Annotated in this window: 23 protein-coding genes; 8 read left to right on the top strand and 15 right to left on the bottom strand. The window is 69.5% G+C overall.

What is annotated here, in order from left to right:
* Window positions 1-137 precede the first annotated feature (137 nt).
* The 6 genes from JDV09_RS24220 to JDV09_RS24195 all read right to left on the bottom strand — a co-directional run bounded on the left by JDV09_RS24220 (window position 138) and on the right by JDV09_RS24195 (window position 4,012).
* Window positions 138-785 (bottom strand): MOSC domain-containing protein, encoded by a 648-nt coding sequence (locus tag JDV09_RS24220; protein WP_221371689.1) that lies wholly within the window; start codon window positions 783-785, stop codon window positions 138-140.
* A 53-nt stretch (window positions 786-838) separates the two neighbouring features.
* Complete coding sequence (locus tag JDV09_RS24215; protein WP_255605945.1) at window positions 839-1,459, bottom strand: TetR/AcrR family transcriptional regulator; 621 nt, start codon at window positions 1,457-1,459, stop codon at window positions 839-841.
* 37 nt (window positions 1,460-1,496) lie between these two features.
* A complete protein-coding gene (locus JDV09_RS24210; RefSeq protein WP_221371687.1) occupies window positions 1,497-2,027 on the bottom strand; it encodes a DUF4333 domain-containing protein in 531 nt (176 codons plus the stop codon).
* An 82-nt stretch (window positions 2,028-2,109) separates the two neighbouring features.
* A complete protein-coding gene (locus tag JDV09_RS24205) occupies window positions 2,110-2,496 on the bottom strand; it encodes a DUF2237 family protein (protein WP_221371686.1) in 387 nt (128 codons plus the stop codon).
* Between the two features lie 22 nt (window positions 2,497-2,518).
* Window positions 2,519-3,547 (bottom strand): CobW family GTP-binding protein, encoded by a 1,029-nt coding sequence (locus JDV09_RS24200; protein ID WP_221371685.1) that lies wholly within the window; start codon window positions 3,545-3,547, stop codon window positions 2,519-2,521.
* A gap of 150 nt (window positions 3,548-3,697) precedes the next feature.
* Window positions 3,698-4,012 carry a hypothetical protein gene (locus tag JDV09_RS24195; RefSeq protein WP_221371684.1) on the bottom strand — a complete coding sequence of 105 codons (315 nt, stop codon included), beginning with the start codon at window positions 4,010-4,012 and terminating at the stop codon, window positions 3,698-3,700.
* 73 nt (window positions 4,013-4,085) lie between these two features.
* Here JDV09_RS24195 and JDV09_RS24190 point away from each other — a divergent pair, with 73 nt between their 5' ends.
* A complete protein-coding gene (locus tag JDV09_RS24190; RefSeq protein WP_221371683.1) occupies window positions 4,086-4,727 on the top strand; it encodes a hypothetical protein in 642 nt (213 codons plus the stop codon).
* Here JDV09_RS24190 and JDV09_RS24185 read toward each other — a convergent pair.
* The 5 genes from JDV09_RS24185 to JDV09_RS24165 form a co-directional block, all read right to left on the bottom strand.
* Window positions 4,724-6,118, bottom strand: a complete 1,395-nt coding sequence (locus JDV09_RS24185; protein WP_372453027.1) for an aspartate aminotransferase family protein — start codon at window positions 6,116-6,118, stop codon at window positions 4,724-4,726. The genes JDV09_RS24190 and JDV09_RS24185 overlap by 4 nt on opposite strands.
* Window positions 6,119-6,174: 56 nt before the next feature.
* Window positions 6,175-7,047: a dioxygenase family protein gene (locus tag JDV09_RS24180; protein ID WP_372453026.1), complete on the bottom strand. Its 873-nt coding sequence runs from the start codon at window positions 7,045-7,047 to the stop codon at window positions 6,175-6,177.
* 69 nt (window positions 7,048-7,116) lie between these two features.
* Entirely contained in the window at window positions 7,117-8,538 is a 1,422-nt protein-coding gene (locus JDV09_RS24175) for a WS/DGAT/MGAT family O-acyltransferase (RefSeq protein WP_221371680.1), read from the bottom strand.
* Window positions 8,539-8,584: 46 nt separating this feature from the next.
* Window positions 8,585-10,042, bottom strand: a complete 1,458-nt coding sequence (locus tag JDV09_RS24170) for a protein adenylyltransferase SelO (protein ID WP_221371679.1) — start codon at window positions 10,040-10,042, stop codon at window positions 8,585-8,587.
* A 10-nt stretch (window positions 10,043-10,052) separates the two neighbouring features.
* On the bottom strand, window positions 10,053-11,213 hold the full coding sequence (locus JDV09_RS24165) for a hypothetical protein (RefSeq protein ID WP_221371678.1): 1,161 nt from the start codon (window positions 11,211-11,213) through the stop codon (window positions 10,053-10,055).
* Window positions 11,214-11,391: 178 nt separating this feature from the next.
* Here JDV09_RS24165 and JDV09_RS24160 point away from each other — a divergent pair, with 178 nt between their 5' ends.
* Together JDV09_RS24160 and hrpA are read left to right on the top strand one after the other, a co-directional pair.
* Window positions 11,392-12,285 carry a mycobacterial-type methylenetetrahydrofolate reductase gene (locus JDV09_RS24160; protein ID WP_308124226.1) on the top strand — a complete coding sequence of 298 codons (894 nt, stop codon included), beginning with the start codon at window positions 11,392-11,394 and terminating at the stop codon, window positions 12,283-12,285.
* Between the two features lie 222 nt (window positions 12,286-12,507).
* Window positions 12,508-16,422 carry an ATP-dependent RNA helicase HrpA gene (hrpA, locus tag JDV09_RS24155; RefSeq protein ID WP_221371676.1) on the top strand — a complete coding sequence of 1,305 codons (3,915 nt, stop codon included), beginning with the start codon at window positions 12,508-12,510 and terminating at the stop codon, window positions 16,420-16,422.
* Window positions 16,423-16,488: 66 nt separating this feature from the next.
* Here hrpA and JDV09_RS24150 read toward each other — a convergent pair whose 3' ends face one another.
* Complete coding sequence (locus JDV09_RS24150; protein WP_221371675.1) at window positions 16,489-18,162, bottom strand: hypothetical protein; 1,674 nt, start codon at window positions 18,160-18,162, stop codon at window positions 16,489-16,491.
* A gap of 520 nt (window positions 18,163-18,682) precedes the next feature.
* Between JDV09_RS24150 and JDV09_RS27015 the strand changes: the two genes are divergently transcribed.
* Genes JDV09_RS27015 through JDV09_RS24140 form a run of 3 tightly spaced genes read left to right on the top strand, consistent with a single transcriptional unit; the run spans window position 18,683 to window position 21,449 of the window.
* Complete coding sequence (locus JDV09_RS27015; RefSeq protein WP_255605944.1) at window positions 18,683-19,450, top strand: glutaminyl-peptide cyclotransferase; 768 nt, start codon at window positions 18,683-18,685, stop codon at window positions 19,448-19,450.
* The gene (locus tag JDV09_RS24145) at window positions 19,447-20,328 is read left to right on the top strand and encodes a DUF1295 domain-containing protein (protein WP_308124225.1); all 882 of its coding nucleotides are present in this window, start codon (window positions 19,447-19,449) and stop codon (window positions 20,326-20,328) included. The genes JDV09_RS27015 and JDV09_RS24145 overlap by 4 nt, the downstream gene beginning before the upstream one ends.
* On the top strand, window positions 20,325-21,449 hold the full coding sequence (locus JDV09_RS24140) for an FAD-dependent oxidoreductase (RefSeq protein ID WP_221371673.1): 1,125 nt from the start codon (window positions 20,325-20,327) through the stop codon (window positions 21,447-21,449). The genes JDV09_RS24145 and JDV09_RS24140 overlap by 4 nt, the downstream gene beginning before the upstream one ends.
* A gap of 44 nt (window positions 21,450-21,493) precedes the next feature.
* On the opposite strand, the gene lipE is transcribed toward JDV09_RS24140, so the two are convergent.
* The 3 genes from lipE to JDV09_RS24125 form a co-directional block, all read right to left on the bottom strand.
* Window positions 21,494-22,708 (bottom strand): lipase LipE, encoded by a 1,215-nt coding sequence (gene lipE / locus JDV09_RS24135; protein WP_372453024.1) that lies wholly within the window; start codon window positions 22,706-22,708, stop codon window positions 21,494-21,496.
* A 17-nt stretch (window positions 22,709-22,725) separates the two neighbouring features.
* The gene (locus tag JDV09_RS24130) at window positions 22,726-23,199 is read right to left on the bottom strand and encodes an Rv1352/Rv1906c domain-containing protein (RefSeq protein WP_221371672.1); all 474 of its coding nucleotides are present in this window, start codon (window positions 23,197-23,199) and stop codon (window positions 22,726-22,728) included.
* An 80-nt stretch (window positions 23,200-23,279) separates the two neighbouring features.
* The gene (locus JDV09_RS24125) at window positions 23,280-23,681 is read right to left on the bottom strand and encodes a heme-binding protein (RefSeq protein WP_221371671.1); all 402 of its coding nucleotides are present in this window, start codon (window positions 23,679-23,681) and stop codon (window positions 23,280-23,282) included.
* 296 nt (window positions 23,682-23,977) lie between these two features.
* On the opposite strand from JDV09_RS24125, the gene JDV09_RS24120 reads away from it, so the two are divergent.
* Together JDV09_RS24120 and JDV09_RS24115 are read left to right on the top strand one after the other, a co-directional pair.
* Window positions 23,978-24,625, top strand: a complete 648-nt coding sequence (locus JDV09_RS24120) for a nitroreductase family protein (protein ID WP_255605943.1) — start codon at window positions 23,978-23,980, stop codon at window positions 24,623-24,625.
* A gap of 126 nt (window positions 24,626-24,751) precedes the next feature.
* Complete coding sequence (locus tag JDV09_RS24115) at window positions 24,752-25,612, top strand: rhomboid family intramembrane serine protease (RefSeq protein ID WP_308124224.1); 861 nt, start codon at window positions 24,752-24,754, stop codon at window positions 25,610-25,612.
* The last annotated feature ends 43 nt before the right edge of the window (window positions 25,613-25,655 follow it).

Genomic DNA, 25,655 nt, shown 5'->3' with positions numbered 1-25,655 from the left:
CGAGGCTTCCCACCGGGCCCGAGATGTCAAACGGTGACCAGGGGTCTGGGAGCTAGCTCACATCGCTGACGACCGGAGGGCCACCACGACTGCGGCGCTCGGGCTCAGCGCAGCAGGTTCGTGCCCAGGCACGCATGCTACGTCCGGCGGGCCGCCTGCCGTTTGATGTCGTCGGGCAGGGCTTCGGCGGCGCCGAGGTCGGCGAGCAGCCCGGGCTCCAGCGTCAGCGCGCGGAACACGGTGCCGATCGTCACCGTGTGGCTCGGCCGCTGGCACACCTCGATGGCATCGCCTGCGCGCACGGTGCCCGGCGCGATCACCCGGAGGTACGTGCCCGGCACCGCCGCGGCGGTGAACGTCTTGACCCAGCCTGCGACGTCCAGCCACGTGGCGAACGTCGAGCACGGGATGCGGGGACGGCTGACCTCCAGCACCAGCCCGTCCGCGCCGATCGCCCAGCGCTCTCCGATGAGACATTCGTTGATGTCGATCCCGGTCGTCGTCAGGTTCTCGCCGAACATGCCGTTGGTGAGCTCGCGCTGCAGGCGCGACTGCCACGCGTCGAGATCCTCACGAGCGTATGCGTACACGGCCTGGTCGTCGCCGCCGTGGACGCGCTGGTTGCCGATCGAGTCACCCACCACGCCGCTGCCCAGACCGCCGCGCATCGGGCCGGGGGCGCGCACCGCCAGCGGTTCGGCGCTGGGCCGCTTGTCGATTCCCGAGCCCAGCCGGTGCTCTCCGGCGGGAACGGCCGCCGCGTTCACCGTCAACACCGATCCCATACGGATAACTAACCACCGTTCGGGGCAGGAGTCTTCCCGGCGCGGTCCACCGGTCACCCAGGGGGCCGGCGGGCCGCCTCGACGAGCGTCCGGATCATCCATCGGCGCACCCGGCGCGCCTCCGAATCGTCCTTCTGCAGAACATCTTTGAAGACGATCACCGACTCGGTGCCGATCACCAGCGCCAGCGCCGTGGTCAGCGACCGCAGCGCCGCCGGCGAGAACTGGTCGCGTGCCGGGGCCAGTGCCGCCTCGATCAGCGCGGTTCGCCGGTTCTGCCGGGCCGGGATGTCGCGGCGCAGATCGCCCGCGTGCTGAATCGCGTGGGCCAGCATCAGCCGCAGCGCCGGTTCGTTCTCGGAGATCGCCGCCGACAGCGCCGCGTCCACCCGCTCCAGCCGTTCGACCGGGTCGTCGGCCGAGACCCCGCGGAATAGCTCGTCGGCGCTGGGTACGGCGCCCTCGATCGGAGCCTCCAGCAGGAGTGATTCCAGGTTCGGGAAGTAGCGGTAGGCGGTCGCTCGAGAGACCAGCGCCTCCCCGGCGACGTCCTCGACGGTGATCCGGCGGCCCTGCTTCATCAGCCGCGAGGCCGCCTCCAGCAGATCCTTCCGGGTCCGGCTGCGCTGGTTGGCACGTCCGGGCTGAGCCTGGCCGGCTTCCGCCGGGCGCATCGCCATCTCGGTGGCTCCGATCGGGCCGTCGACGATGTCAGCCGAGCAGTTCCCAGTGGTCCTGCTCGCCGACCGCGCCCGCGGTGACCCGGACGGTGCGCTCTTCGCCGTTCGGGTCGGCAGCTGTGCAGTCGAACGTCGATCCGATCTCGACGGCCTGCAGGCCGTCACCACAGGTCACCGTCACCGGAAATCCGAGCTGGTCGGTCAACTCGTCCGACAGCGTGTCCGAGGTGCTCGGCAGGTCGTAGAGCGAGTCGAGGGTCTTGAAGTTGACGTCGTAGTCCTCGTTGGTCACCGTCGACTCGACGCGGATCTCCTGGTCGGCGACCTGCGCGGTGCACACCAGCGTGGCCCCCGGCGCCGGGCGCGGCTCATCGGTGGGGCACTCGACCGACGTGACCTCCTGCGAGATCGGGGCGTAGCTCTTGTTGAGCTCGTCGGTGATCGCCGACTGGAGCTTCTCGAAATCCAGACCGCCACCAGCACCGATGGAGAACGAGCAGGCGGTGAGCGCCAGTGCGGCGCCGCCGGTCACGAGCAGGGCGTGCAGAGTTCTGGTGGCCATGGGGCTTCCTAGAGCTGGGATGACAGGACATCAAGATCATAATGAGACTCGAATCTCAGGTAAAGGCCTGTGGCTCACCGGCTCACAGGCCGGCGGGATCGTCCGGGACGTCGACCGCGTAGCGGCGCAGAACCTCCAGCGGCACGGTGTCGAGCGTGCGCTCGTGGGTCGATGCGAGCACCACCGGACAGCCGCACCCGTCGTCGTGGGCCCGCCGCCAGTTGGGCGCGGTGACACACCAGCGGTCGCCGGGCACCAGGCCGGGGAACCGGTAGACCGGCATCGGGGTGGACAGGTCGTTGCCGATCGAGCGTTGGTGGGCGAGGAATTCCGCGGTGACCACCGCACAGATCGTGTGCCTGCCCAGATCCTCGTCGCCGGTGCTGCAGCACCCGTCGCGATAGAAACCGGTCATCGGGTCGGTGCCGCACGGTTGCAGCGGTTCGCCCAGCACGTTGCGCTCCGTCATGGGCACAGTATCGCCCGGCCGCTCACACGCTGAGCCGGCGATAGCGCTGCAGCCGGCGCACCCCCTGCGCGGGTGCGACACCGTCGACCGGACGCAGTGCGGTGCGCAGCCGGTCGCGCACGATGTCGGCGTCGAGGTGCATCCCGATCGCGACCAGACTGTTCGCCGCCGCACCGGACGGCGCGGGCGCGATGTGGATCGACGGGCCGACCACGTTGATCGAATAGCTGCGCAGTCCGGCGCGATAGCGGACCCCGATCGTGCCCTTCAACCGGTACACCCCCGCGGGTGGGTGTTCGAGCAGATCGACCACCGCAGCGGGGTCCACGCCGCCATCGCTGCGTTCGGTCACGGCGGCGGCGTGGTCATGGTCGTGGTCGTCGGCGTGGGCGGCCGCGGTGGCGTCGACGAACAACTCGCGAAGGGTGAGCTGTCCGTCCGCGACCTCCTCGGCGGAGACGTCGAACAGCAGCGCGGGGTCGATGCGCCCGGCCGTGGCCCCGACCACCTGTGCGTGCGGATTGAGCTCACGCACCCTGGTCTCGATACGGTCCAGCGCGGCGGCGCGATCGGCCTCGGGGATCTGGTCGAGCTTGTTGACCACGATCAGCGTCGCCGCCGCGTACCGCGCGGGCGGGAGGGGGTCGCGGTCGACGGTGTCGAAATGGGTGGCGGCATCGACGACGTCGACCACCCCGCCCGGCCGGACCCGATCGATGCCGCTGAAGCGGATCATCCTCGCTATCGCGATGGGGTCGGCCAGTCCGCTGGCCTCGACGACGACGGCGTCCAGACGCAGCCGGGGGTCGGCGAGTTTGGCCAGCGCGGCGTCCAGGCCGTCGTCGTCGGGCAGGCAGCAGATGCAGCCGCCGGCGATCGAGGCGGGTTCGTCGACCTGTCCCGTGACCAGTGCCGCATCCACGTTGAGCTCGCCGAAATCGTTGATGACGACGCCGATCCGGGCATCGGGACTGCGCAGGACGTGATTGAGCAGGGTGGTCTTTCCCGCACCGAGATAGCCGGTGAGCGCGATGACGGGAAGCGCCTGCACACCAGTTCCTTCCGCCGGGGACTCGGGTGTCCGAGAGCGCCCGCAGATTAACCCGCCTCGCGAACGGGTGACCGACGTGCCTACGGTCCCCGTCCCTGCTGTCCTCTCCCGGAAGGTCGTTCCGAGGTTAGCAGGGTGTGACCACGCGGATCAGGGTGCCGGAATCGACGCACAGCCGATGCCCGGGATGCAGCCGCTGACCCCGCCCGGACCGGCCGCCCCGCTGGGGCCGCCGGGGATGTAGCCCGACGCGCCGCCGGCATCCGCCTGGCCGCCAGGGCCTCCGGGGATGACGCCAGCGGCGCCGTCTGGGCCGACATAGCACGGGGTGCCATCGGCGTTGACGCAAGCCGGCGGAGGCGGCGGAGGCGGCGGGGCCGGCTGTGCCGACGCCAGGGGCGCGGCGGCGATCGCAGAGGACGCTGCGCCCACGAAGATCAGGGATCCGATGTTTCGCAATGTCATGTTTCGCATAGTGAAGAAGTTGCCCACCGGCCCACAATCGAAACCTGAGCACCGACGGTGGCATCCTGGCCAGATGGGACTGCTCATCCGGTTGATCGAGCTGCTGGTGATCGTGTTGCCGCTGATCGGCGTGGGCTATGCGACCTTCAAGGCGATCGCAACGGCGCGGGGCCGGCAGGAGATCGAGGCGCCGAGGGGGGCCGCCCAGGGCGTCGACGGGGCGCAGCGCAGAGCGATCAACAGGACCATCGAAGAGCATGACCGCACGGACACCCGTTGGCTGGACTACGAGCTCGACGTCGCCAAACTGCTCGACTACCCGCTGATGACCGACATGCGCGATCCACTCACCGAGCGGTTTCACCGGGCCAAGCTGCGGGCCGACTTCCTGCGCCCCGCCGATGTAGCCGATCTTCTCGGGGACCGCGATGCCGCACGTGAATATCGCGACGCGGTGAGTGAATACGTCACCGCCTTCGACGTCGCCGAAGCCGAGGCGATCCGCCGCCGCCGGGCGGGTTTCGCCGGCGAGGACCAGCAACGGCTGGCCCGCGCCCAGCGGCTGCTCCGGGTGGCCGCCGACACGGCGGCGACCAGCCAGGAACGTGACCGGGCCTACCGGCTGGCGCGGCGGGAACTCGACGGCTTGATCGTGCTGCCCGAACGGGCCCGCGTCGCCCTCGAGCGGGGCATCAGCGGCGAGTTGGACGGTTAGGAGCCGGCCAGCCCCTCGTCGGCCACGTCGAGAGCCCGGTCCAGCAGCGCGACGCCCTCGCGGGCCTGCTGCTCGGTGACGATGCACGGCGGCACCACATGGATGCGGTTGTAGTTGGCGAACGGCAGCAACCCGAGCTTCTTACACTCGGCGATCACGGCGTTCATCGCCGCGCTGGAACGTCCGTACGGTGCCAGGGGTTCGCGGGTGGTCTGGTCGGCGACCAGTTCGACCGCCCAGAACACGCCCGCGCCGCGCACCTCACCCACGCACCGGTGCCGTGCCGCGAGGTCGCGCAGCGCCGGTCCCAGCACCTCGGTGCCGATCCGGGCGGCGTTCTCGACGATGCCGTCCTCGGCCATCGTGTTGATGGTCGCCACCGCGGCGGCGGTGGCCAGCGGATGACCGGAGTAGGTGAGCCCGCCGGGGTAGGGCCGGTGCGCGAAGGTCTGTGCGATCGCCGGGCCGATCGCGACGCCGCCGAGGGGCACGTAACCGGAGTTGACGCCCTTGGCGAACGTGAGCAGATCGGGTGTGACACCGAAATGGTCGATGGCGAACCACTTTCCGGTGCGGCCGAAGCCGGCCATCACCTCGTCGGCGATGAACACGATGCCGTACTCGTCACACAGGGCGCGCACGCCGGCGACGTAACCGGGCGGCGGAACCATGATGCCCGCGGTGCCGGGGATCGACTCGAGGATGATCGCCGCGATGGTGGACGGGCCCTCCATCCGGACGATGTCGTGCAGATGCGCGAGCGCCCGTTCGCTTTCCTGGGCCTCGGTCTCGGCGTGGAACTGCGTCCGGTACAGGAACGGGCCGAAGAAGTGAACGACACCGGCGTTGCCGTGGTCGTTGGCCCAGCGTCGCGGATCGCCGGTCAGGTTGATCGCGGTCTCGGTGCCACCGTGGTAGGAGCGGTACCGCGACAACACCTTGTAACGCCCGGTGTGCAGGCGGGCCATCCGCACCGCGTGCTCGACGGCATCCGCACCGCCGTTGGTGAAGAAGATCTTGTCCAGGTCGCCGGGGGTGCGTTCGGCGATCAGCCGGGCGCACTCCGAGCGTGCGGCGTTGGCGTGCTGGGGCGCCACCGTGCACAGCTTGGCGGCCTGATCCGCAATGGCGGCAACCACTTTCGGATGCTGGTGGCCGATGTTGGTGTTCACCATCATCGACGAGAAGTCCAGCAGCCGGTTGCCGTCGCCGTCCCACACGTAGCAACCCTGTGACGCGGTGATCGTCATCGGGGAGATCTCGGCCTGTGCCGACCAGGAGTGGAACACGTGGGCGCGGTCGAGTTCGTAGGCGCGGGCGGCCTCGGCGCGGGCGTCGGCCACACTTAATCCGTTGGGCAGGGAGATTTCGTCAAGCTTGTCATCGAGCACAGACATGACCGTAGACAGCTATCCGTTCCGTGGGAAGCGGGGCCGTTCGCCGCGCCTCATCCGGTCGGCCGGTGGGCGCCACCGGGCGGCGGCCCGAAGCCGTCACCGGCCATCACGTTCTGCGACTTCTCGGCCACCCCGACGGTGAGCGAAACCTGCAGGCCCTCCTCGGGCGATCCGCTGACCGAGGCCAGTTCCGCCGACCATCCGTCACCGAACACGCCGTCGGTGTCCAACGTGACCGCGGCGAGGTTCGCAATGCTGGCGGCGTAGCCGGAGTCGAACGCGTAGACGGCGCTACAGGATTCCTCGGGCAGTGCGATCTGGGAGGTCAGCCGGGCATCCGAGCCCGCAACCGCGGTCTCGAGCGAATCGAAGACCTCGAAGTGGAAGTGCGGCCAGCGTCCGGGATAGCACGCCGGGAAGATCGTCGTGAACGTGAGCACACCGCTGTCGTCGGCGACCTGCACGCCGCGCAGATAGTTCTGCTCGGTGGCGCCCTCGGAGTACAGCGAGTAGCGCCCCTCCCGGTCGCAGTGCCAGAGGTAGACCGCCATGCCGGCGCCCGGCGCCCCGTCCTTCGCAAGATCCTGCAGGGTCAGCGTCAGGGTCACCGGCACTCCTTCGGCGACCCCGGAGTACGTCCCGAAGCTTCCGGTGATGTCGGAGCGCACCACCCCGGACTCGATGAGGACGTTCGGGCCGTTGGAACCGTCGGCGGGGTAGGGGCCCTGGGTCTCCTGGGGAGCCTGCTCGGCCAACTCGGCCCCCGCGGCCGGCGTCGTGCCGCATCCGGCGGCCGCTGCGGCAGCGGCGCCGAGACCGAGCGCGACGAGCACCCGGCGCCTCGACATGGTCGAGAGGTCGTAGCCGAGCCCGCGGTCGTGTTCCTCGAGGTGTCCGGTGTGGTTTCTACCCATGCCGACCATCCTCGCGCCGGGCGCTGTGCTCCGGCTCGGGCGGGGCTGTGCCCCGGCTATGAAGGAGTCGCCGCCGTTTCAGGGAGTCGACGCCTTCTCCAACTCGGCGAGCGCGTCGCCGGTGTACACCGCCAGCCGCTGCAGCCGCGGCAGCCGGTCACGGCAGCCCACGAAACCTAGGTTCACCGTCCCGGCGTAGCTCTGCAGGGTGATGTTCAACGCCATGCCGTGAATGGGAATCGACACCGGGTAGGTGGCCTCCAGTCGGGAGCCGTTGAAGTACCACGGCTCCCGCGGCCCCGGAACGTTGGACACACACAGGTTGAAGGTGTACGGCCAGGGCGGGGTCACACCGGTGAGTGCCCCGGCGATCTGGCTGACTGCCGGAGACAACAGCGCCGCGGTGTAGGCGATGATCGCCGACGGTGACATCGTCTGAAGCTGCGCCTTGGACGCCCGGGTGGCCGCGGTGATGGTGTGCAACCGCTCGACCGGATCTTCGATGTCGGTGCCCATCGGGGCCAGGATCGCGCCCACCGAGTTCCCGCCGCCCCCCTCGTCGCCCTTGGGGCGCACGTTGACGGGCAGGAACGCGATCAGCGAGCGGTCCGGCAGCTCACCGAGCTCGGCCAGGAACTTGCGCAGCCCACCGCCCAGGATCGCCAGCGCGACGTCGTTGATCGTCGAGCCGTGCTCGACGCTGATCGCCTTCAGGCGGTCGAACTCGTACTGCTGGGTGGCGAAGCGGCGGTTGCGGCTGATCCGGGCGTTGAGGATGCTGTGCGGTGCCGACGCCGAACCGACGATGTGCCCGTAGTCGCCGTCGCGACGGACCTGGGTGTTGATCACCGCCTTGGTGAGGTCGATCACCGAGCCGACACCACCGGCCACCGTCGACCCGATGCCACCGAGCGTGCGCAGCGCCGCGGTGACCGGATTCGTGGATGCGGGCGTGCGTGGCGCCGAAACCGGCACCGGGACGTTGAAGAACAGCCGGGCGTCCCGGTGGTCCGGATCGGTGGACAGGGTCCGGCCCAGCATCCGCATCGCGCTGTAGCCGTCGATGAGCGCATGGTGGATCTTCAGGTACAGCGCGAAGCGGCCACCTTCGAGTCCCTCGATGACGTGCAGCTCCCACGGCGGGCGGGTGAGGTCGAGGGTATTGCTGTGCAGCCGCGACACCAGGACGCCGAGCTCACGCTCATCGCCCGGGCTGGCCAGCGCCGAGCGCCGGACGTGGTAGTCGAAGTCGAAGTTGTGGTCGGTCACCCAGCTGTGCAGTGGACTGAACTGCAGCCCGGGGTGGGCGAGCTTACGGTTCCACGGCGCCACCACGTCCTGGCCGCGCGCGTCGTGGACCATCCGCCGCAGGTAGTCGGGCGGCGCGTCCGCGGGGGGCGTGAACGGCAGCAGTCCGGCGACATGCATCTTCGAACTCGGCGTCTCGCCGTAGATGAACAGCAGGTCCTCGAGACCGAGCCGGACACTTTCGTCTCCCACGCATGGTCACGCTACGCGTGCGCGGTCAGGTTCCACAGAAGGTCGGTCAGGTTCCACAGAAGGTTTGGAAGGAGTCGGTGAACTCCCTGGCGCCGGGTTCGGCGTACCTTTCCAGGCCCGGCCGCTCCTCGAACGGTGACCGGACCACGTCCAGGAGCCGCTGGAACGGGCCGAGGTCGCCGGCGGTGGCCGCCGACAGCGCCTCCTCCACCAGATGGTTGCGCGGGATGTAGAGGGGGTTGACCCGGTCCATGGCGTCGGGGTCGGGGTCGGCGGCCCGCCACCGCGCCAGCCAGGCGTCGAAGGCCGCGAGGTCGATGAACTCGCCGCGCACCGGCTCGGCGTCGCCGCGGGCCGCGGTGGCCAGCCATCGGTAGAACAGGGTGTGGTCGACCCGGCTCTGCCGCAGCTGCGGCAGCAGATCGGTGACCGGATCGGCCACCGCGTCGGCGGGCGCGCCGGACAGCCCGAGCTTGGCGGCCATGCCCTCCGACCAACCGGCGTTGTAGCGCTCCTGAAACGTACTGAGGGACGCCTGCGCGAGCTCGACGGCCCGGTCGACGTCCTGGTCGAGCAGCGGCAACAGCGCCTCGGCGAAGCGGGTCAGGTTCCACAGCGCCACTGCGGGCTGGTTGCCGTAGGCGTAGCGCCCGGAACTGTCGATCGAGCTGAACACCGTCTGCGGGTCGAAGCCCTCCATGAACGCGCACGGCCCGTAGTCGATGGTCTCGCCGGAGATCGTCATGTTGTCGGTGTTCATCACACCGTGCACGAACCCGACCAGCATCCACCGCGCCACCAGGTCGGCCTGCACGGCGATGACGGCGTCCAGCAGAGCCAGGTAGCGGTTCTCGGCGTCGGCCGCCCCCGGATGGTGCCGGGCGATCGCGTGGTCGGCGAGACGGCGCAGCAGGTCGACGTCGCCGGTCTGCTGCCAGTGCATCGCGGCGTACTGGAAGCTGCCCACCCGTAGGTGGCTGGCCGCGACCCGGGCGAGCACCGCCCCGGGCAGCACCGTCTCCCGGTACACCGGGTTGCCGGTGGCGACCACCGCCAGCGCGCGCGTCGTCGGGATGTGCAGGGCGTGCATCGCCTCGCTGATGACGTACTCGCGCAGCATCGGCCCGATCGCGGCCAGGCCGTCCCCGCCGCGCGCGAACGGAGTCCGTCCGGAGCCCTTCAGATGCAGGTCGCGCTCCCGGCCCCGGGCGTCGACGAGTTCGCCGAGCAACAGGGCCCGGCCGTCACCCAGCCGGGGGACGAAGCCGCCGAACTGATGACCGGCGTAGGCCTGCGCCGCGGGTGCGGCGCCGTCGGGCAGCTGGGTGCCCACCAGCAGGCGCAGGCCGTCGGGGCTGCGCAGCCAGTCCGGATCCAGGCCGAGGTCGACGGCGAGTGGTTCGTTGAGCACGAGCAGCGCCGGGTCCGCGACGGCCCCGGCCCGCCACGGCACGGCCAGCTCCGGAAGGTCGCGGACGAACCGATCCTGAAGAGCGATGCTCACATGATCCAGACTACGTAGCCGGCTCGATGACCGCGATCGCGTCGACACCGGACTTGAGCGTGATCCGGCGGCCGCCGTCCTCGAAGACCAGCGCCCCGGCCGGATCGGTGTATGCGCCGTCCTCGGGCAGGATCAGCGCGCGCTGGCCGGCTTCGAGTTCGGCCGTCTGCACCGCCGACGTGGGCGGGCTGACCTGGGTGATGGAGTCGTCGGAGAGCTGCCACACCAGCGGCGGGAAGGTCTCGGGCCGGTCGCAGCGCCACGTCATCAGGCTCAGCTTCGGCAGCCCGGTCGCGGGCCACCACAGCTTGGGCACCCGGGAACCGGCCTGGGCGTCGGGGCCGGCAGCGTCGTAGGTCTGCTGCGATCCGTCGGCGTCGGTGACCACCACTGCGGCGCTGCCACACGCGTGGTCGGTGGCGCGGTAGACCGCGTAGGCCAGCCGCGCACCATCCGGGCTCAGCCGGGCGACCGACACCGGGCTGTTCGCGTCGGCCTGGCCGAGCGGGGTCGGGCTGCCCGGGCCACGCACGGCGTAGAGCGTGTCGGGGCCGCCGAACGGGGACGGTGGAGCTTCCACCCGCGCGATGATCGCGGTGCCGCCCCTGGCCACCAGCAGCCGCGGCTCACCGGGGCGTATCCCGGCCAGCGGGGGCAGGTCCACCGTCTGTGCCAGCTCCGGTCGGGAGTCGGGGTCGGCCAGGTCGAGGCGCATCAGCCGGTTGGGTTGCTCCCACCACACGACGACGCTCTGCCCGCTGGTGCCCAGCGCCGAGTTGACCGGGATGTCCCTGGTGGCTCCCTTGCGCGTGGCGACATCGATCGTGGCCAGCCGGTTATCCGTCGTCCTGGCGAACACGAAGCGGCCGTCCTCGGTGGCGATCAGGTCGTTGGACGGGGCGAACGCGCCCTTGGCCGACGCGATCACCGTGGTGCCGTCGACGAGCCCGATCTCGTCGGCGGCCCGGTAGGCCAGCAACGGACCGGTGGGTTCCGGCGCCGTGGTGGTGGGATCGAACGGTGAGCTGGGGCTCGGTTTCAGCGTGCTGGAACCCGCGCCGGGCTCCTGTCCCAGGCCGGTGCAGCCGGCCACCATCCCCACGATCAGGGCCAGCATGGCCACCAGCGTGAGACGGGGCCGGAGGTTCTTCGGTATCTGCAGAATGTTCATGGTGCTCTACGCCATGAAAGCTCAACACCGAGTGTGACGTGGATCGGGGTCGTCCACCAGCGACCTCACAGCTGCCGGCCGGTATCGTGATGCTTCCGGGCGAAGGGGGATGTGGGGCCGGCGTGACGCCGTCGGCTGGGCCGCCGGGACAATTCGACGTCAGATGTGGAGCAACGCTGTGAGCCTGAACACCATCGCTCTGGAACTGGTGCCTCCGAACATCGACCGGGGCCGTGAGCAGGCAATGGAGGACGTCGAGAAGGTTCTGCGCTGCTCGGCCGAGGCGGGGCTGGCCGGCCGGATCCGTCACGTCATGATCCCGGGAATGATCGAGGAGGACGGCGACCGTCCGATCGAGATGAAGCCCAAGCTCGACGTCCTCGACTTCTGGACGATGATCAAGCCGGAGCTGCCCGGCATCAAGGGCCTGTGCACCCAGGTGACCGCGTTCATGGACGAGCCCGAGCTGCGAACCCGGCTGACGGACCTGTGTGACAGTGGCTTCGAGGGGATCGCGTTCGTCGGTGTCCCGCGCACACTCAGCGACGGCGAGGGATCCGGGGTGGCGCCGACCGATGCCCTGAAACTGTTCGAGGGACTCGTCGACAACCGGGGTGCGATCCTCATCCCGACCCGGGAGGGCGAGCATGGACGGTTCGAGTTCAAGTGCGGTAGGGGCGCCACCTACGGCATGACCCAGCTGCTGTACTCCGATGCCATCGTCGGGTTCCTCACCGAGTTCGCCGCCGCCACCGAGTACCGGCCCGAGATCCTGCTGTCGTTCGGGTTCGTCCCGAAGGTGGAGGGCCGGGTCAAGCTGATCGACTGGCTGATCCAGGACCCCGGCAACGAGGCGGTCGCCCGTGAGCAGGAGTTCGTCCGCACGCTGGCCGAGACCGACCCGGCCCGCCGTCGGATGCTCATGCTCGACCTGTACAAGCGGATCATCGACGGTGTCGCCGAGCTCGGGTTCCCGCTGAGCGTGCATTTCGAGGCCACCTACGGGGTGAACACCGCGGCCTTCGAGACCCTGGCCGAGATGCTGGCCTACTGGTCACCGGACACGCCTTAGGCCAACGGCGGACCTTCGACCGTCGAGTGCGGGTTGCCCGGCAGCTCCAGCAGCCGAGATGGACAGGGCCAGTAGATATCTCGCCTGTGTCATCGGGTCAGATCCTGATCTCCCGCGTCGGCTCGAATCGGTCGCGGCTGACGCTCGCGACGAAATCTCAAGCTGACGCCTGTCGATTCCGCGCGGCAAAGAGGCCCGGCAAGAGGGCATATCGTTGACGGAGTGTCCGACCCGTGTCGTGAAGTGATCAGCGAACTGCATACCCGGCTGGACGGCGTGACCATTCGCGACGCCGCCCGGCTGGGTAGACGGCTGAGGAAGATGGGCACCGACCCGAAGAGGTTGGAGCAGTTCACCGAACACCTCGCCGCGGCCGAGGCGCTGGTGGCCCGCCGGTCGGCCGCGGTGCCGGTGATCGGCTACCCGGACCTGCCGGTCAGTGATCGCCGCACCGAGATCGCCGCGGCGGTAGCGGCCAACCAGGTGGTGATCGTCGCCGGCGAGACCGGATCGGGCAAGACCACCCAATTGCCGAAGATCTGTCTGGAACTCGGGCGCGGGATCCGTGGCACCATCGGGCACACCCAGCCCCGCCGACTGGCCGCACGCACGGTGGCCGACCGGATCGCCGAGGAACTGGGGTCGCCGCTCGGCGAGGTGGTCGGCTACACCGTCCGGTTCACCGACCGCTCGGGTGACCGGACACTGGTCAAGCTGATGACCGACGGCATCCTGCTCGCCGAGATCCAGCGCGACCGGAGGCTGCTGGGCTATGACACCCTGATCCTCGACGAGGCGCACGAACGCAGCCTCAACATCGACTTCCTGCTCGGCTACCTGCGCGAGTTGCTGCCCAGGCGGCCCGATCTCAAGGTGATCGTCACCTCGGCGACGATCGAGCCCGAGCGGTTCGCCGCCCACTTCGGCTCGTCCGGCCGTCCGGCTCCGATAGTCGAGGTGTCGGGGCGCACCTACCCGGTCGAGATCCGCTACCGGCCCCTGGAGGTCGTGGTGCCGGCCGAGGAGTCCGACGATCCCGACGACCCCGACCACGAGGTGGTGCGTACCGAGCCGCGAGACCAGACCGAGGCGATCCTGGACGCGGTGGCCGAACTGGAGTCCGAGCCGCCGGGCGATGTGCTGGTGTTCCTGTCGGGCGAACGCGAGATCCGGGACACCGCAGAGGCGTTGCGCGGTGCCGTCGGATCCGGCACCGAGGTGCTGCCGCTGTATGCACGGTTGCCGACTGCCGAACAACAGAAGGTTTTCGCACCGCACCGGGGCCGTCGCGTCGTGCTCGCCACCAACGTCGCCGAGACGTCACTGACGGTGCCGGGTATCCGCTATGTCGTCGATCCCGGCACCGCGCGCATTTCGCGCTACAGCCGGCGAACGAAGGTGCAGCGGTTGCCGATCGAATCGATCTCGCAGGCATCGGCCGCACAGCGCGCCGGCCGGTCGGGCCGCACGGCCCCCGGTGTGTGCATCCGGCTCTACTCGGAGCAGGACTTCGAAGACCGTCCGCGCTACACCGAACCGGAGATCCTGCGCACCAACCTGGCGTCGGTGATTCTGCAGATGGCGGCGCTGGGATTCGGTGACATCCAACGGTTCGGCTTCCTCGACCCGCCCGATGCGCGCAGTATCCGCGACGGCAGCGCACTGCTGCAGGAACTCGGGGCCTTCGACCGTGATGGCGCGCTGACCGACCTCGGGCGGCGGCTGGCCCGGATACCCGTGGATCCCCGGCTGGGCCGGATGATCCTGCAGGCCGACGCCGAGGGGTGTGTGCACGAGGTGCTCGTCCTGGCGGCGGCGCTGTCCATTCCCGACCCGCGGGAACGGCCCACCGATCGCGAGGAGGCGGCCCGCCAGCGGCATGCTCGGTTCGCCGACGAGAACTCGGATTTCGTGTCCTACCTCAACCTGTGGCGATACCTCGGTGAGCAACGGAAGGAACGTTCCGGCAGCTCTTTTCGCCGGATGTGCCGCGAGGATTTCCTGCACTACCTGCGTATCCGCGAATGGCAGGACCTGGTCGGGCAGCTGCGCAGTATCTGCCGCGACCTCGGGATCACCGAGCAGGACCAACCGGCGGAGCCGGCCCGGGTGCATGCCGCGCTGACCGCGGGCCTGCTGTCGCACATCGGGCTGCGGGAGGGGGACGGACGCGAGTACACCGGTGCGCGCAACGCCAGGTTCGTGCTCGCCCCGGGATCCGTGTTGACCAGGCGCCCGCCTCGTTGGGTCGTCGTCGCCGACCTGGTCGAGACCAGCAGGCTCTACGGCAGGACCGCGGCGCGGATCGAACCCGAGGCCGTCGAACGGGTGGCCACCCACCTGGTGCAGCGGACCTACAGTGAGCCGCACTGGGATGCCGAACGGGGAGCGGCGATGGCCTTCGAGCGGGTGACCCTGTACGGGCTCCCGCTGGTTCCGCGCCGCCGGATCGGTTACGCCCAGGTCGATCCCGAGGTGTCGCGCGAGCTGTTCATCCGTCATGCGCTGGTCGAGGGGGAGTGGCAGACCCGGCACCACTTCTTCCGCGACAACGCCGCGCTGCGTACCGAACTCGCCGAACTCGAGGACCGGGCCCGCCGCCGGGACCTGCTGGCCGGCGACGACGAGGTCTACGCGTTCTACGACGCCCGCGTCCCGGCCGAGGCGGTGTCGGCCCGGCACTTCGACGGTTGGTGGCGTAAGCAGCGGCATCTGACGCCCGACCTGCTCACGCTGTCCCGCGATGACCTGGTCCGCAAAGACGCCGGAGCGGACCAGCCCGACGCGTGGGCCGCCGGGGATCTGTCGCTGCCGCTGTCCTACCGGTTCGAGCCGGGAGCCTCGGACGACGGTGTCACCGTGCACGTTCCGGTCGATGTGCTGGCTCGGCTGGGTGGTGACGAGTTCGCCTGGCAGGTGCCCGCGCTGCGGGAGGAACTGTTGACCGCGCTGATCCGCTCCCTGCCGAAGAGCTTGCGGCGCAGCTTCGTACCCGCCCCGGACACCGCCAAGGTGCTGCTGGAGTCCATCTCGCCGGACAGTGGGCCGCTGCTGGAGGCGGTGCAGCGCGAGTTGCGGCGCCGGACCGGGATTCTGGTGCCGATCGACGCCTTCGACCTGAGCAAGTTGCCGCCCCATCTGCGGGTGACGTTCGCCGTCGAGGCCCCGGACGGCACGGTGGTTTCGCGGGGAAAGGACCTGGGCGAGTTGCAGCACCGGCTCGCCGCCCCGGCGCGACAGGCCGTCGCCGACACCGTCGCGGGAGGTCTCGAGCGCACCGGACTTCGCACCTGGCCCGCCGATCTCGATGAGCTGCCGCGCGTCGTGGAGCGGGCTGGCGTGACGGGACACGCGGTGCGCGGCTACCCGGCCCTGGTGGACAGCGGCACGACGGTGGATGTCCGGGTGTTCGCGACCAAGGCGGAGCAGGATGCCGCGATGGCCGCGGGCAGCTTGCGGTTGCTCCGGCTCGCCGGGCCGTCCGTCACGAAAAGCGTTGAGAAGAAACTCGATCCACGTACTCGGCTGGTGCTGGCCAACAACCCGGATGGCTCGCTGGCCGCGCTGCTCGACGACTGCAGCGATGCGGCGGCGCAGGCCCTGGTGACCGCGCCGGTCTGGACCAAGGCCGAGTTCGCCTCCGCCCGGCAGCTGCTGCCGGGCCGGCTGGCGCCGACCGTGACCGAGGTGGTCCGTCGGGTCGAGAAGGTGGTCGCGGCCTGGCACGACGTGCAGTTGGCGTTGCCGGACAAGCCCACCCCGGCACAGGCCGAAGCGGTCGCCGACATCCGCGCCCAACTCGCCCGGCTACTTCCGCAGGGTTTCGTCGCCGGCACCGGGGCGGCCCGGCTCCCGGATCTGACCCGCTATCTGATTGCCATTCATCGCCGGCTCGACCGACTGCCGCAGGCCCCCGCCGCCGACAGGGAGCGGATGGCGAGGATCGCGTCGGTACAGGACGCCTACGACGAGTTGCGTTCGGCGCTGAGCCCGATACGCGCCGCGGCCGCCGATGTCCGCGACATCGCCGTGCTGATCGAGGAGTTGCGCGTCAGCCTGTGGGCCCAGCAGCTGGGCACCGCACGCCCGGTCAGCGAGCAGCGCATCTTCCGGGCTATCGATGCCGTCGCCGGTTAGGGCGCCGGTTCAACACGAATGGGCCCACGCTGCTGCTTGGGCCCATTCGGTCGGGATTACTGGTTATTAGGAGTCGGAACCGCCGTCCGAGCCGCCATCGGAACCGCCGTCGTCTCCGGCGGTGCCGCCGTCGTCGCCAGCGTCGTCTCCGGCAGCGCCAGCGTCGTCGGTGGCATCGCCGCTGTCGTCGGTGACGTCGTCGCCGTCGTCGGTGATCTCGTCTCCGACATCGCCAGCGTCGTCGGTGACGTCGTCGGTCGCGTCGCCGCTGTCGTCGGTGGCGTCGTCTGTCGCGTCGCCGCTGTCGTCGGTGATCTCGTCTCCGGCAGCGCCAGCGTCGTCGGTGACGTCGTCTGTCGCGTCGGTCGCATCGCCGTTGTCGGTGGCATCGCCGTTGTCGTCGGTGACGTCACCGGTGGCATCGCCGCTGTCGCCGGTGGCGTCATTTCCGACACTCAGCGCGGCGAAGGAAGACCCCGACGGGTCCCCGGCCGACTTCGAGGCTTCCGACTCGGCCGGCGGAACCGCGAGGGTGACCAAGGGAACACCGGACAGCAGGCCGAAGATGGCGTTCTCGATGTCGTTGGACACGCCGACGACGAAGTCGGTGGCGCCCTGAATCACCCCCTTCGAGGCCTCCATCGGTGCGTTGACCACGTCCGCGCCGAGCAAGACCAGATCGTTGATCTGCGTGGCGAGGGCAAGTGGCAACGCGACGATGTCGGCCGGCGCACCCAGCGCGTTGAGCACACCGGAGATCACGCCGGCGAATACGGTGTTCAGGGTGGTGTCGAGGCTGGCGGCGCCGTCGACCACCCCGATGCCGAAGTCGAACGGAATCTGCGCCACGCCGCCGGTCGTCTCGACCACCGTGTTGAAGTCATCGAATCCGGCCGCGAGCAGCGCGCCGCCTGCCAGCAGATAGCTCTTCGGATCCAGCGGAGCTGCACCGATGGCGCCGATGGCGTCCTGAAGTGCGTCACCGGTGTCATCGATCAGGGCAAAGGCGCCACCGACGATCTCGTTGAAGGCACTCGCCACAGAGTAGACGGCCAAGTCGGCGACCCCGCCGGCCCCGAGAGCGAAGTTGTTGATGAGGTAGGCGGGTGCGATCGTGACAGCCTGGACGAGTGCGTTGATCTGCGCAACGAGGGCGCTGCCGGTGGCGGCCGCGGCGACGTTCATCAGCCCGCCGGCGAGGTAGATCTGGTTCGAGATCTGCTCCCACACCAGATTGAGCCCGGTGAAGGCGAGCCCGAAACCTGCATTGCCCAGCCACTGAACGGCCGCCACGCCGCTGTCGGCGATCAGCTGGCCGGTGCCCACCACACCGGTGCCCAGGAGGGCGGCGTAGGCCGACACCTGGAACGGGTGCTGGAGCACCCCGACGAACGTCGACAGCACGTTCGACAGCGATCCGGTGATGACGCCGGTCAGCAGGTTCGCGAGAGTATCGGTGGTCAGATACAGGCCCAGGTTCGTGTTCTGGACCGCGCCCAGAACGGACGTCAGCCCGTTGTCGGAGTATTGCTTCAGCACACCGAGCAACGAGAGCAGGGTGGGGTTGCTGGTCATCCCCATCAGCGCAGCGAACAGCTGGTCGTTCAGGCCGATCGCGAGCGCAAGTCCCTGGGCCAGCGTCTGGCCGGGAATCGCGACCACGGCGGCCAGCTGTGCGTTGAAGGCCTCCAACTCGTTCTGGAGGTTATCGAAGAACGCCACGATCTCGGCGGGCGTCACGGTCAGCTGGATGTCAGAGACCGTGACGTTCGGGACGGCTACCGCGCGCTCGTTTGCAGGGATGTAGAGAGGGGTGAGCGCGATGGCGCTAGCCGCAGTTAGCGATATTCCTGCGGTGAGGTACGAACGGGCCGAGAGTTCCATGACTTGCTCCCCCTAGGATTAAGGACTGGCTACCTGAGAGATCGTAAGTTGTTTCTCAGGTGCCGTTAAGGAAAACAGAAAATCGCAGCATAAAAAGTCTCTAAGGCCCGTCCCGGTGCCAGTCAAAGCCCCGCGGCGGATGCAGGAACCCTGTCCAGCAAACGAAAGTGGCAGCCCGCGCCAATAACGCTAGATGCCCAAAGATCTATTTGCCATAATTGACAGAGTGGTCGAATTGCGCAGCCGGTGTGTGGTTAGCGAAGTAATTTGTTGATAACGCAAGTTTGCGTGGTCGTTACACATTTTGCCGCCCGGGTGTCGGCCGCACGTAGCGGACCGCTTTCGCTCCGCTGTCGTCGCACGGTAGAACGGCGGTATGAGCAAGCGGCCGTTGACGGCAGGGCTGACCATGCTGGCCCTCATCGGTGCCACCGTCGTGCCGAGCGCACAGGCCGACCCGGCCGCCGTCGTCGAGCCCGTCGTGCTTGCCGAGATGCCGCACGACCCGCAGGCCTTCACCCAGGGGCTGGAGTTGCACGGCTCGACGCTCTACGAGGGCACCGGACTGGCCGGGGAGTCGCAGCTGCGGATGCTGGACCCGGCCAGCGGGGAGGTGCGCGGCGCCGTCGCGATCCCCGGCGACTACTTCGGCGAGGGCATCACCGTCGTGGGCGACCGGATCTGGCAGCTGACGTATCGGGACGGGGTGGCGGTGGAATGGGATGGCGCCACCCTGACCCCGATCCGCGAGGTGCCGTTGGCCGACGAGGGCTGGGGGTTGTGCTTCGACGGGCAGCGCCTGATCCGCAGCGACGGAACCAACCGGCTGCGGTTCTCCGACCCCGACGACATGACCGAGACCGGTGGAGTGGGCGTCACCCGCGACGGCCACGCTCTCAACGGTCTCAACGAACTGGAGTGCGTCGACGGCAAGGTCTGGGCCAATGTGTGGCCGGGCGACCAGATCGTCCGCATCGATCCGGACACCGGCGCGGTCGACCTGGTGGTCGATGCCGCCGGTCTGCGTGCCCGCGGCATCCCGGCCGGCGCACAGGTCCTCAACGGCATCGCCCACATCTCCGGGAACGAGTACCTGCTGACCGGCAAGGACTGGCCGAAGATGTTCCGGGTCAGCATCGGGTGAGCACCGTCGGCAAGCGGCGGTCGCTGGCGATCGTGGTCTCGGCCTACGTGACCGCCATTGCGGTCGGCTACCTCTGGCTGGTGTGGGGGGTGCCGACCGGCCGGCGGTGGCTGGACACCCTGATCGCCGACGTGCTGGCCACCCTCGTGGTGTTCGGTTTCAGCCGCCGGTTCGCAAACTCCAGCTTCTACGACGCGTACTGGAGTGTGATCCCGCCGCTGCTGCTCTTCTACTGGTGGAGTCACGGCGACGGCGCCGCCTGGCGGTGCTGGCTGATCGCCGTGGTGGTCGTGGTCTGGTCGGTGCGGCTGACCGGCAACTGGGTGTACGGATGGTCGGGCCTGGACCACGAGGACTGGCGCTATCCGATGTTCCGCCGGCGTGCGGGCCGGTGGGAGTACGCCGCCGATCTGATCGCCATCCACCTCATCCCCACCCTGCAGGTGTTTCTCGCAATGCTGCCCGTCTACGTCGCGGTCACCACCCCGGGTGACGGGCTGGTGTGGCTGTCGGTGGTGGCGTTCGTACTGGGGATGGCCGCCGTCGCGCTGGAGTTCGCCGCCGACCGCCAGATGCACCGCTTCGCGCGGGATCGGCGGCCCGGCGAGGTGATGGACCGCGGCCTGTGGGGATGGTCGCGGCACCCGAACTACTTCGGGGAGTTCGGGTTCTGGTTCGCACTTGCACTGTTCGGCGGTGCGGCCTCGCCCGGTTCCTGGTGGCTGTTCGCCGGGGCGGCGGCGATGCTGGCGATGTTCCTCGGCGCGAGCATCCCGATGATGGAGGCGCGCAGCCTGCAGCGGCGGCCCGGCTACCAGGCGGTCGTCGACCGCGTCCCGCGGTTCGTTCCGCGCCCGCCGCGGCGGGTCCGGGCATGACGCCCCGCGTCGTCGTCGCCGGCCTCGGCGACGTCGGGGTGCTCACCGCGATCAGGCTGGCGCGCGGGTCCCGCACCCGCGGCTTCGACGTGATCGGGATCTCCGTCAAGCCCGGCCTGGTCAGCGGCCAGGAGCTGGGCTGGCGGCTGGCCAGCCCCGACGACTGGGCCCGGCACAACTGGATACCGTTCGACCGGTTCCGCGGGCTGGACCGGGTGCGCACCGTGCACGGGACCCTGACCGGGGCCGACCTCGACTCCCGGCAGGTGACCGTCGAGCGCGCCGACGGGTCGACGACACCGGTGGACTACGACGCGCTGGTCATCTGCACCGGGGTGACCAACGGATTCTGGCGACGGCCGAGCCTGCAGCGCGCCGCCGACGTCGATGCGGACCTGCGTGCACCGCACGACCGACTGGCGCAGGCCCGGTCGGTGATCGTCGTCGGGGGCGGCGCCGCAGCGGTCAGCAGCGCGGCCAACATCGCGCTGCGCTGGCCAGACACCCGCGTCGACCTGTACTTCCCGGGCGAGCGGGCGCTGGCCGGCCACCACCCCCGCACCTGGAACCGTGTCCGCCGCCGGCTCACCGACGCCGGCGTCGCGCTGCACCCCGGGCACCGGGCCGAACCGCCACCGGGATCCGGTGGCGACGAGCTGTCCGCCGGGACCGTTCGGTTCAGCACCGGACAGCCGCCCGCGACCGCCGACGCGGTGTTGTGGGCGATCGGACGGGTCCGGCCCAACACCGGCTGGCTGCCCGCCGAACTGCTCGACGACGACGGTTTCGTGCGGGTCACCCCGCAGCTGCAGGTTCCCGGCCGCCCGGAGGTATTCGCGGTCGGTGACGTCGCGGCCACCGATCCACTGCGCAGCTCGGCGCGCAACCGGGCCGACGGGCTGGTGGCGCACAACGTGCGTGCGTCGTTCGGCGGGGAGCCGCTGCGCGACTACCACGCCCCGGCACGACGGTGGGGGTCGGTGCTGGGCATCCAGCCCGATGGCTTGGAGGTGTTCGCGCCCAACGGGCGGGCATTCCGGTTTCCGGCCTGGTCTTTCGAGCGGGTGCTGATGCCGTGGATCGTGCGGTGGGGCATCTACCGCGGTGTGCGCGGGCGCTGAGTGTCGTGCGCGGGCTCTGAGGGTCGTGCGCGGGCGCTGAGGGTTCAGCCGACGCGGCCCAGCTCGGCGTTGATGCGGTCCAGCAGCCGCGGATATCGGTTCGCCTCCGGGTGTCTGCCGGGTTTTCCGCTACTGACCACCGCCACCGACAGCGCACGCTGCGGGTCGGCCCACATCGCGATGTCGGTCAGCCCGGTGTGCCCGAACGCCGCGGCGGCGTCGCGGCCGAACGGCCCGAAGCGTTTGGAGCCGAGCATGTATCCGGTTCCCCAACGCATCGGCGCCAGGCCGGTGGCGATGTCCGGGCGTAGCCGGCGGCACTGGACCGTCGCGGCCCGCAGGGTCTCCGGTGAGAGCACCCTGATGCCGTCGAGTTCCCCTCCCCGGCAGAGGATTTCGGCGAACCTGGACAGCTCGTAAGCGTTGGACACGGTGTTCGAGGACGGGATCACCCCGGTGAGGAACCGTGGTGTGTTGGAGAACGGGATGATCTGGGTCATCGTGCCGCCGACCGCGGTCTTGAAGGCCTTGGCGACCGGTGCCGGCAACGGTTTTCCGGTCACATGGCTCGGTGCCACCAGCGGAACATCTTCTGGCGCAACGCCGTAATTGGTCCAGCGGAACCCGAGCGGGGCCAGAATCTCCTCGTGAAGGATGTCGCGGATGCTGCGACCCGTTGCGGCGGAGATGATCTCGCGCATCAGCGGGCCCCAGGTGACCCCGTGGTAGATGTGGATCAGCCCGGGCGGGTAGACCGGCTTCATCCGTCCCAGCATCTCGCGCGTGTAGTCGCTGTCGTCCATGCGCTTGAGGTCGGGGCGGGGTCCGGTGGCGAACGGGATCCCCGCACTGTGGGTCATCACGTGCCGGATGGTGGTGCGGTCCTTACCGTGGCTGGTGTACTCGGGCAGGTAGTCGCACACCCGGTCGTCGAGGGAGAACGCCCCGCGCTCGGCGAGCATGTGGGTCACCGTGCTGGTGATCGCCTTGGCCGTGGAGTAGACGCAGAAGGGCGTTTGCGTGCTGACCGGAATCCGTCGGGCGTCGGGTGGGTCGCCGGGGCCGTTGCCCCAGGCATGCCCGATCGCGCGGTCGAGCACCACCCGTCCGTCGCGGCGCAGGCACAGCTGTATCGCGGGTTGCATGCCCGCGGCATACCAGTGGGTGACCGAGCGCCAGATTCGCTCGACGGCCGCGGGGTCGATGCCGGAATGGTCCTCGGCGCCGATCTCGGTCACCGCGTCGAGGTCGGCCGGCACGCTGATCCTGCCGTCGGTCAGCGCGGGCCCCCGGCGAACAGGCCGTTGCCGATGAGATTGGTGAGCTGCCCCATCAGGTCGCCCGGCGCCGGCTGCGGCGGTGGCGGCTGGTTGGTCAGCTGCCAGGTCTGGCACTCGTTGGTGGTGAAGGTGGTGTCGGTCGGCAGGATCTGCACGATCGCCGGTTTCTTGGTCAGCGCGTTGTCGACCAGCTCGTCAGCGGCGGTGCGTTTCCAGTAGCAGGCGCCGTCGTCGACCGGACCCGCGGATTGGTACACGCCGGGAGCGATATCGGTACCCACGGCGTAGGAACCGTCGGCGTCGATCGTGGTCGCCAGGCCCTCGGCGGGCAGCGGTGGGGGCACCGCAGGCGCTGGTGTGGGTGCCGGTGCGGGCGCGGGATCAGGCTGCGCACCGGCCGCCGGCGCCCACAACGTCAGCGCGACGCACCCGCCGGCCAGCGCCGCCGCGGCTGTTCTCGTCGCTCTCATAGGAAGTCAGTCTAAGTGCCGCGGCGGCGAGAAAGTACCCGCCGCCGCGGCAGCCCGGGTCAGCCGGCCATGAACCCGGGTCAGCCGGCCATGAAGAGGTCGTAGGCCGTGGCCAGCTGGCCGGGCAATACCGTGACGTTGCAGGTGCGCTGCGCGTCGCCGATCGGGGCGAGGATGCCGCGCAGGTCGTGGTACTCGGCCGGGTTGGCGGTGAAGTAGCCGCGCAGGTTCGCCTCGGCCTGCCCAAACGGCTGGTTCATCGCCGCGCTCACCGCTGAGTTGGCGCCCGGGTGGGCGTCCAGGTACTGGCGAGCCTGGCCCGTCACGGAGCTGACGGTTCCTGCCAAGCCGCCTGCGCTGCACTGATCGGTGGGCGCGGCCGCCGCAGTGGGGGCGATCGTGGTGGCCAGGCCCGCGAGAACAGCGCCCGCCCCGATGCCGGCCAGTGTGCGCATGCGCGCGCCGAAACCATGGGTATTCATGTTGATTGGTCCTTCGGATTGTGGATCGGTTACAGCACCCCCGGCCCAACTCCAAGGTAGCCGCGATCGCGAGATGCCAAACCAGGGCCGTGGCACCGCCGATCGGGACGGGGCGGGACGTTGCGGATCTCCGGCGTGACATTGGCCGAGGAAGTGCCACGAAATCGACCGAAACCGTTGTTCACGAACCCGAATCGGTCGCGAGAGGGGAGGACTGTCAGATTCGCCAGGCGGCGCTCGGGTGATGGTGATCTGCCACACGAATTCGTCATCCGGCTGGGCGATACATTCACCGGATGCACGCAGAGACCCGCGACGTGTGGGACGTGATGTCCACCGCGCGCACGATCCGGCGATTCACCGACGAGCCCGTGAACGATGCCACGCTGCGCCGGTGCCTCGAGGCGGCGAGCTGGGCCCCGTCCGGAGCGAACGCGCAGGCCTGGCGGTTCGTGGTGCTCCGGTCTGCCGAGCAGCGTGCGATCGTCGGGAAGGCGGCTGCGCACGCGCTGGCGGTCATCGAGCCGGTGTACGGGATGACCCGTCCGGCCCCCGGTGACAACAGTCTGCGTGCCCGCAACAACCGGGCGACCTACGAGCTGCACGATCGGGCCGCCGAGTTCACCTCGGTGCTGTTCACCCAGAAACGCTTCCCGACGGCCTCGGAGCTGCTGCTGGGTGGGTCGATCTTCCCGGCGATGCAGAACTTCCTGCTCGCCGCCCGCGCACAGGGGCTGGGCGCCTGCCTGACCAGCTGGGCGTCCTATGACGGCGAGCAGGTGCTGCGTGAAGCGGTCGGGGTGCCCGAGGACTGGCTGCTGGCCGGCCACATCGTGGTGGGGTGGCCCAAGGGTAGGCACGGCCCGCTGCGCAGGCGGCCGCTGGAGCAGCTCGTCAACCTGGACCGGTGGGATGCTCCGGCGACCGCACTGCTGACCGGATAGCGTGATGGCGTGAAGCCGGACCTGCTCACATCGGGCATCGAGGTGGGGCTCGTGGCCACCGAAACCGAAGCCCGGGGTGCGATCGGGTTCGAGGGTGGCTGCCCGCCGAGCGAACGATAGGACCCCGTGAACTACTCCTACTCCGCGGGCCCGCCGCCGCAGGCCCCGTCCTGCTACCGCCACCCCGACCGGCCGACCTACGTTCGCTGTACCCGGTGCAACCGGTACATCTGTGGCGAGTGCATGCGCAGCGCCGCGGTCGGTCATCAGTGTCCGGACTGCGTCGGGGAGGGCGCCCGCTCCGTGCGGCCGGTCCGTACCGTGTTCGGCGGTCGGCAGCCGGGCTCGTCGGTGCCCGTCGTCACCTACACGCTGATCGGCCTCAACCTGGCGGTGTTCGTCCTGCAACGGGTGATCCCGGGCCTGGAGAACGAGTTGGTGCTGTGGCCTCGCGCGGTTGCCCTTGGCGACCTGTACCGGCTGCTGACCTCGGCCTTCCTGCACCTGGGCATCCTGCACATCCTGTTCAACATGTTCGCGCTGTACTTCCTGGGGCCCGCCATGGAGATGGTGCTGGGTCGACTGCGATTCGCCGCGCTCTACCTGCTCAGCGCGCTCGGGGGTTCGGCACTGGTGTATCTGCTGGCGGCGCCGGGTTCGGGCACCGCCGGCGCGTCGGGCGCGGTGTTCGGCCTCTTCGGAGCCACGTTCGTGGTCGGCAGGAAGCTCAACATGGATGTCCGTGCCGTGGTGTTCTTCATCGTCCTGAACCTGGTCATCACGTTCCTCAACGTCTCCGTCATCAGCTGGCAGGGCCACATCGGTGGGCTTGTCACCGGCGCGGTGGTGGGCGCGGCCTACGTCTACGCGCCGCGATCGCAGCGTGCGCTGATCCAGGCGGGTGCGTCCGCCGCGGTGCTGGTGGGCCTGCTACTGCTGATCTGGTGGCGTACCAGTGAACTGCGGGCCGCGATGGGCCTCGGCTAGACGTTCCGGCTCGACGTCGTTGCCGGGTTGGCGGGGGCTGACC

The organism is Mycolicibacterium xanthum (genome assembly GCF_019710635.1).
GTDB classification, from domain to species: Bacteria; Actinomycetota; Actinomycetes; order Mycobacteriales; family Mycobacteriaceae; genus Mycobacterium; species Mycobacterium xanthum.
This window is presented reverse-complemented; position numbering and strand designations above follow the sequence as displayed.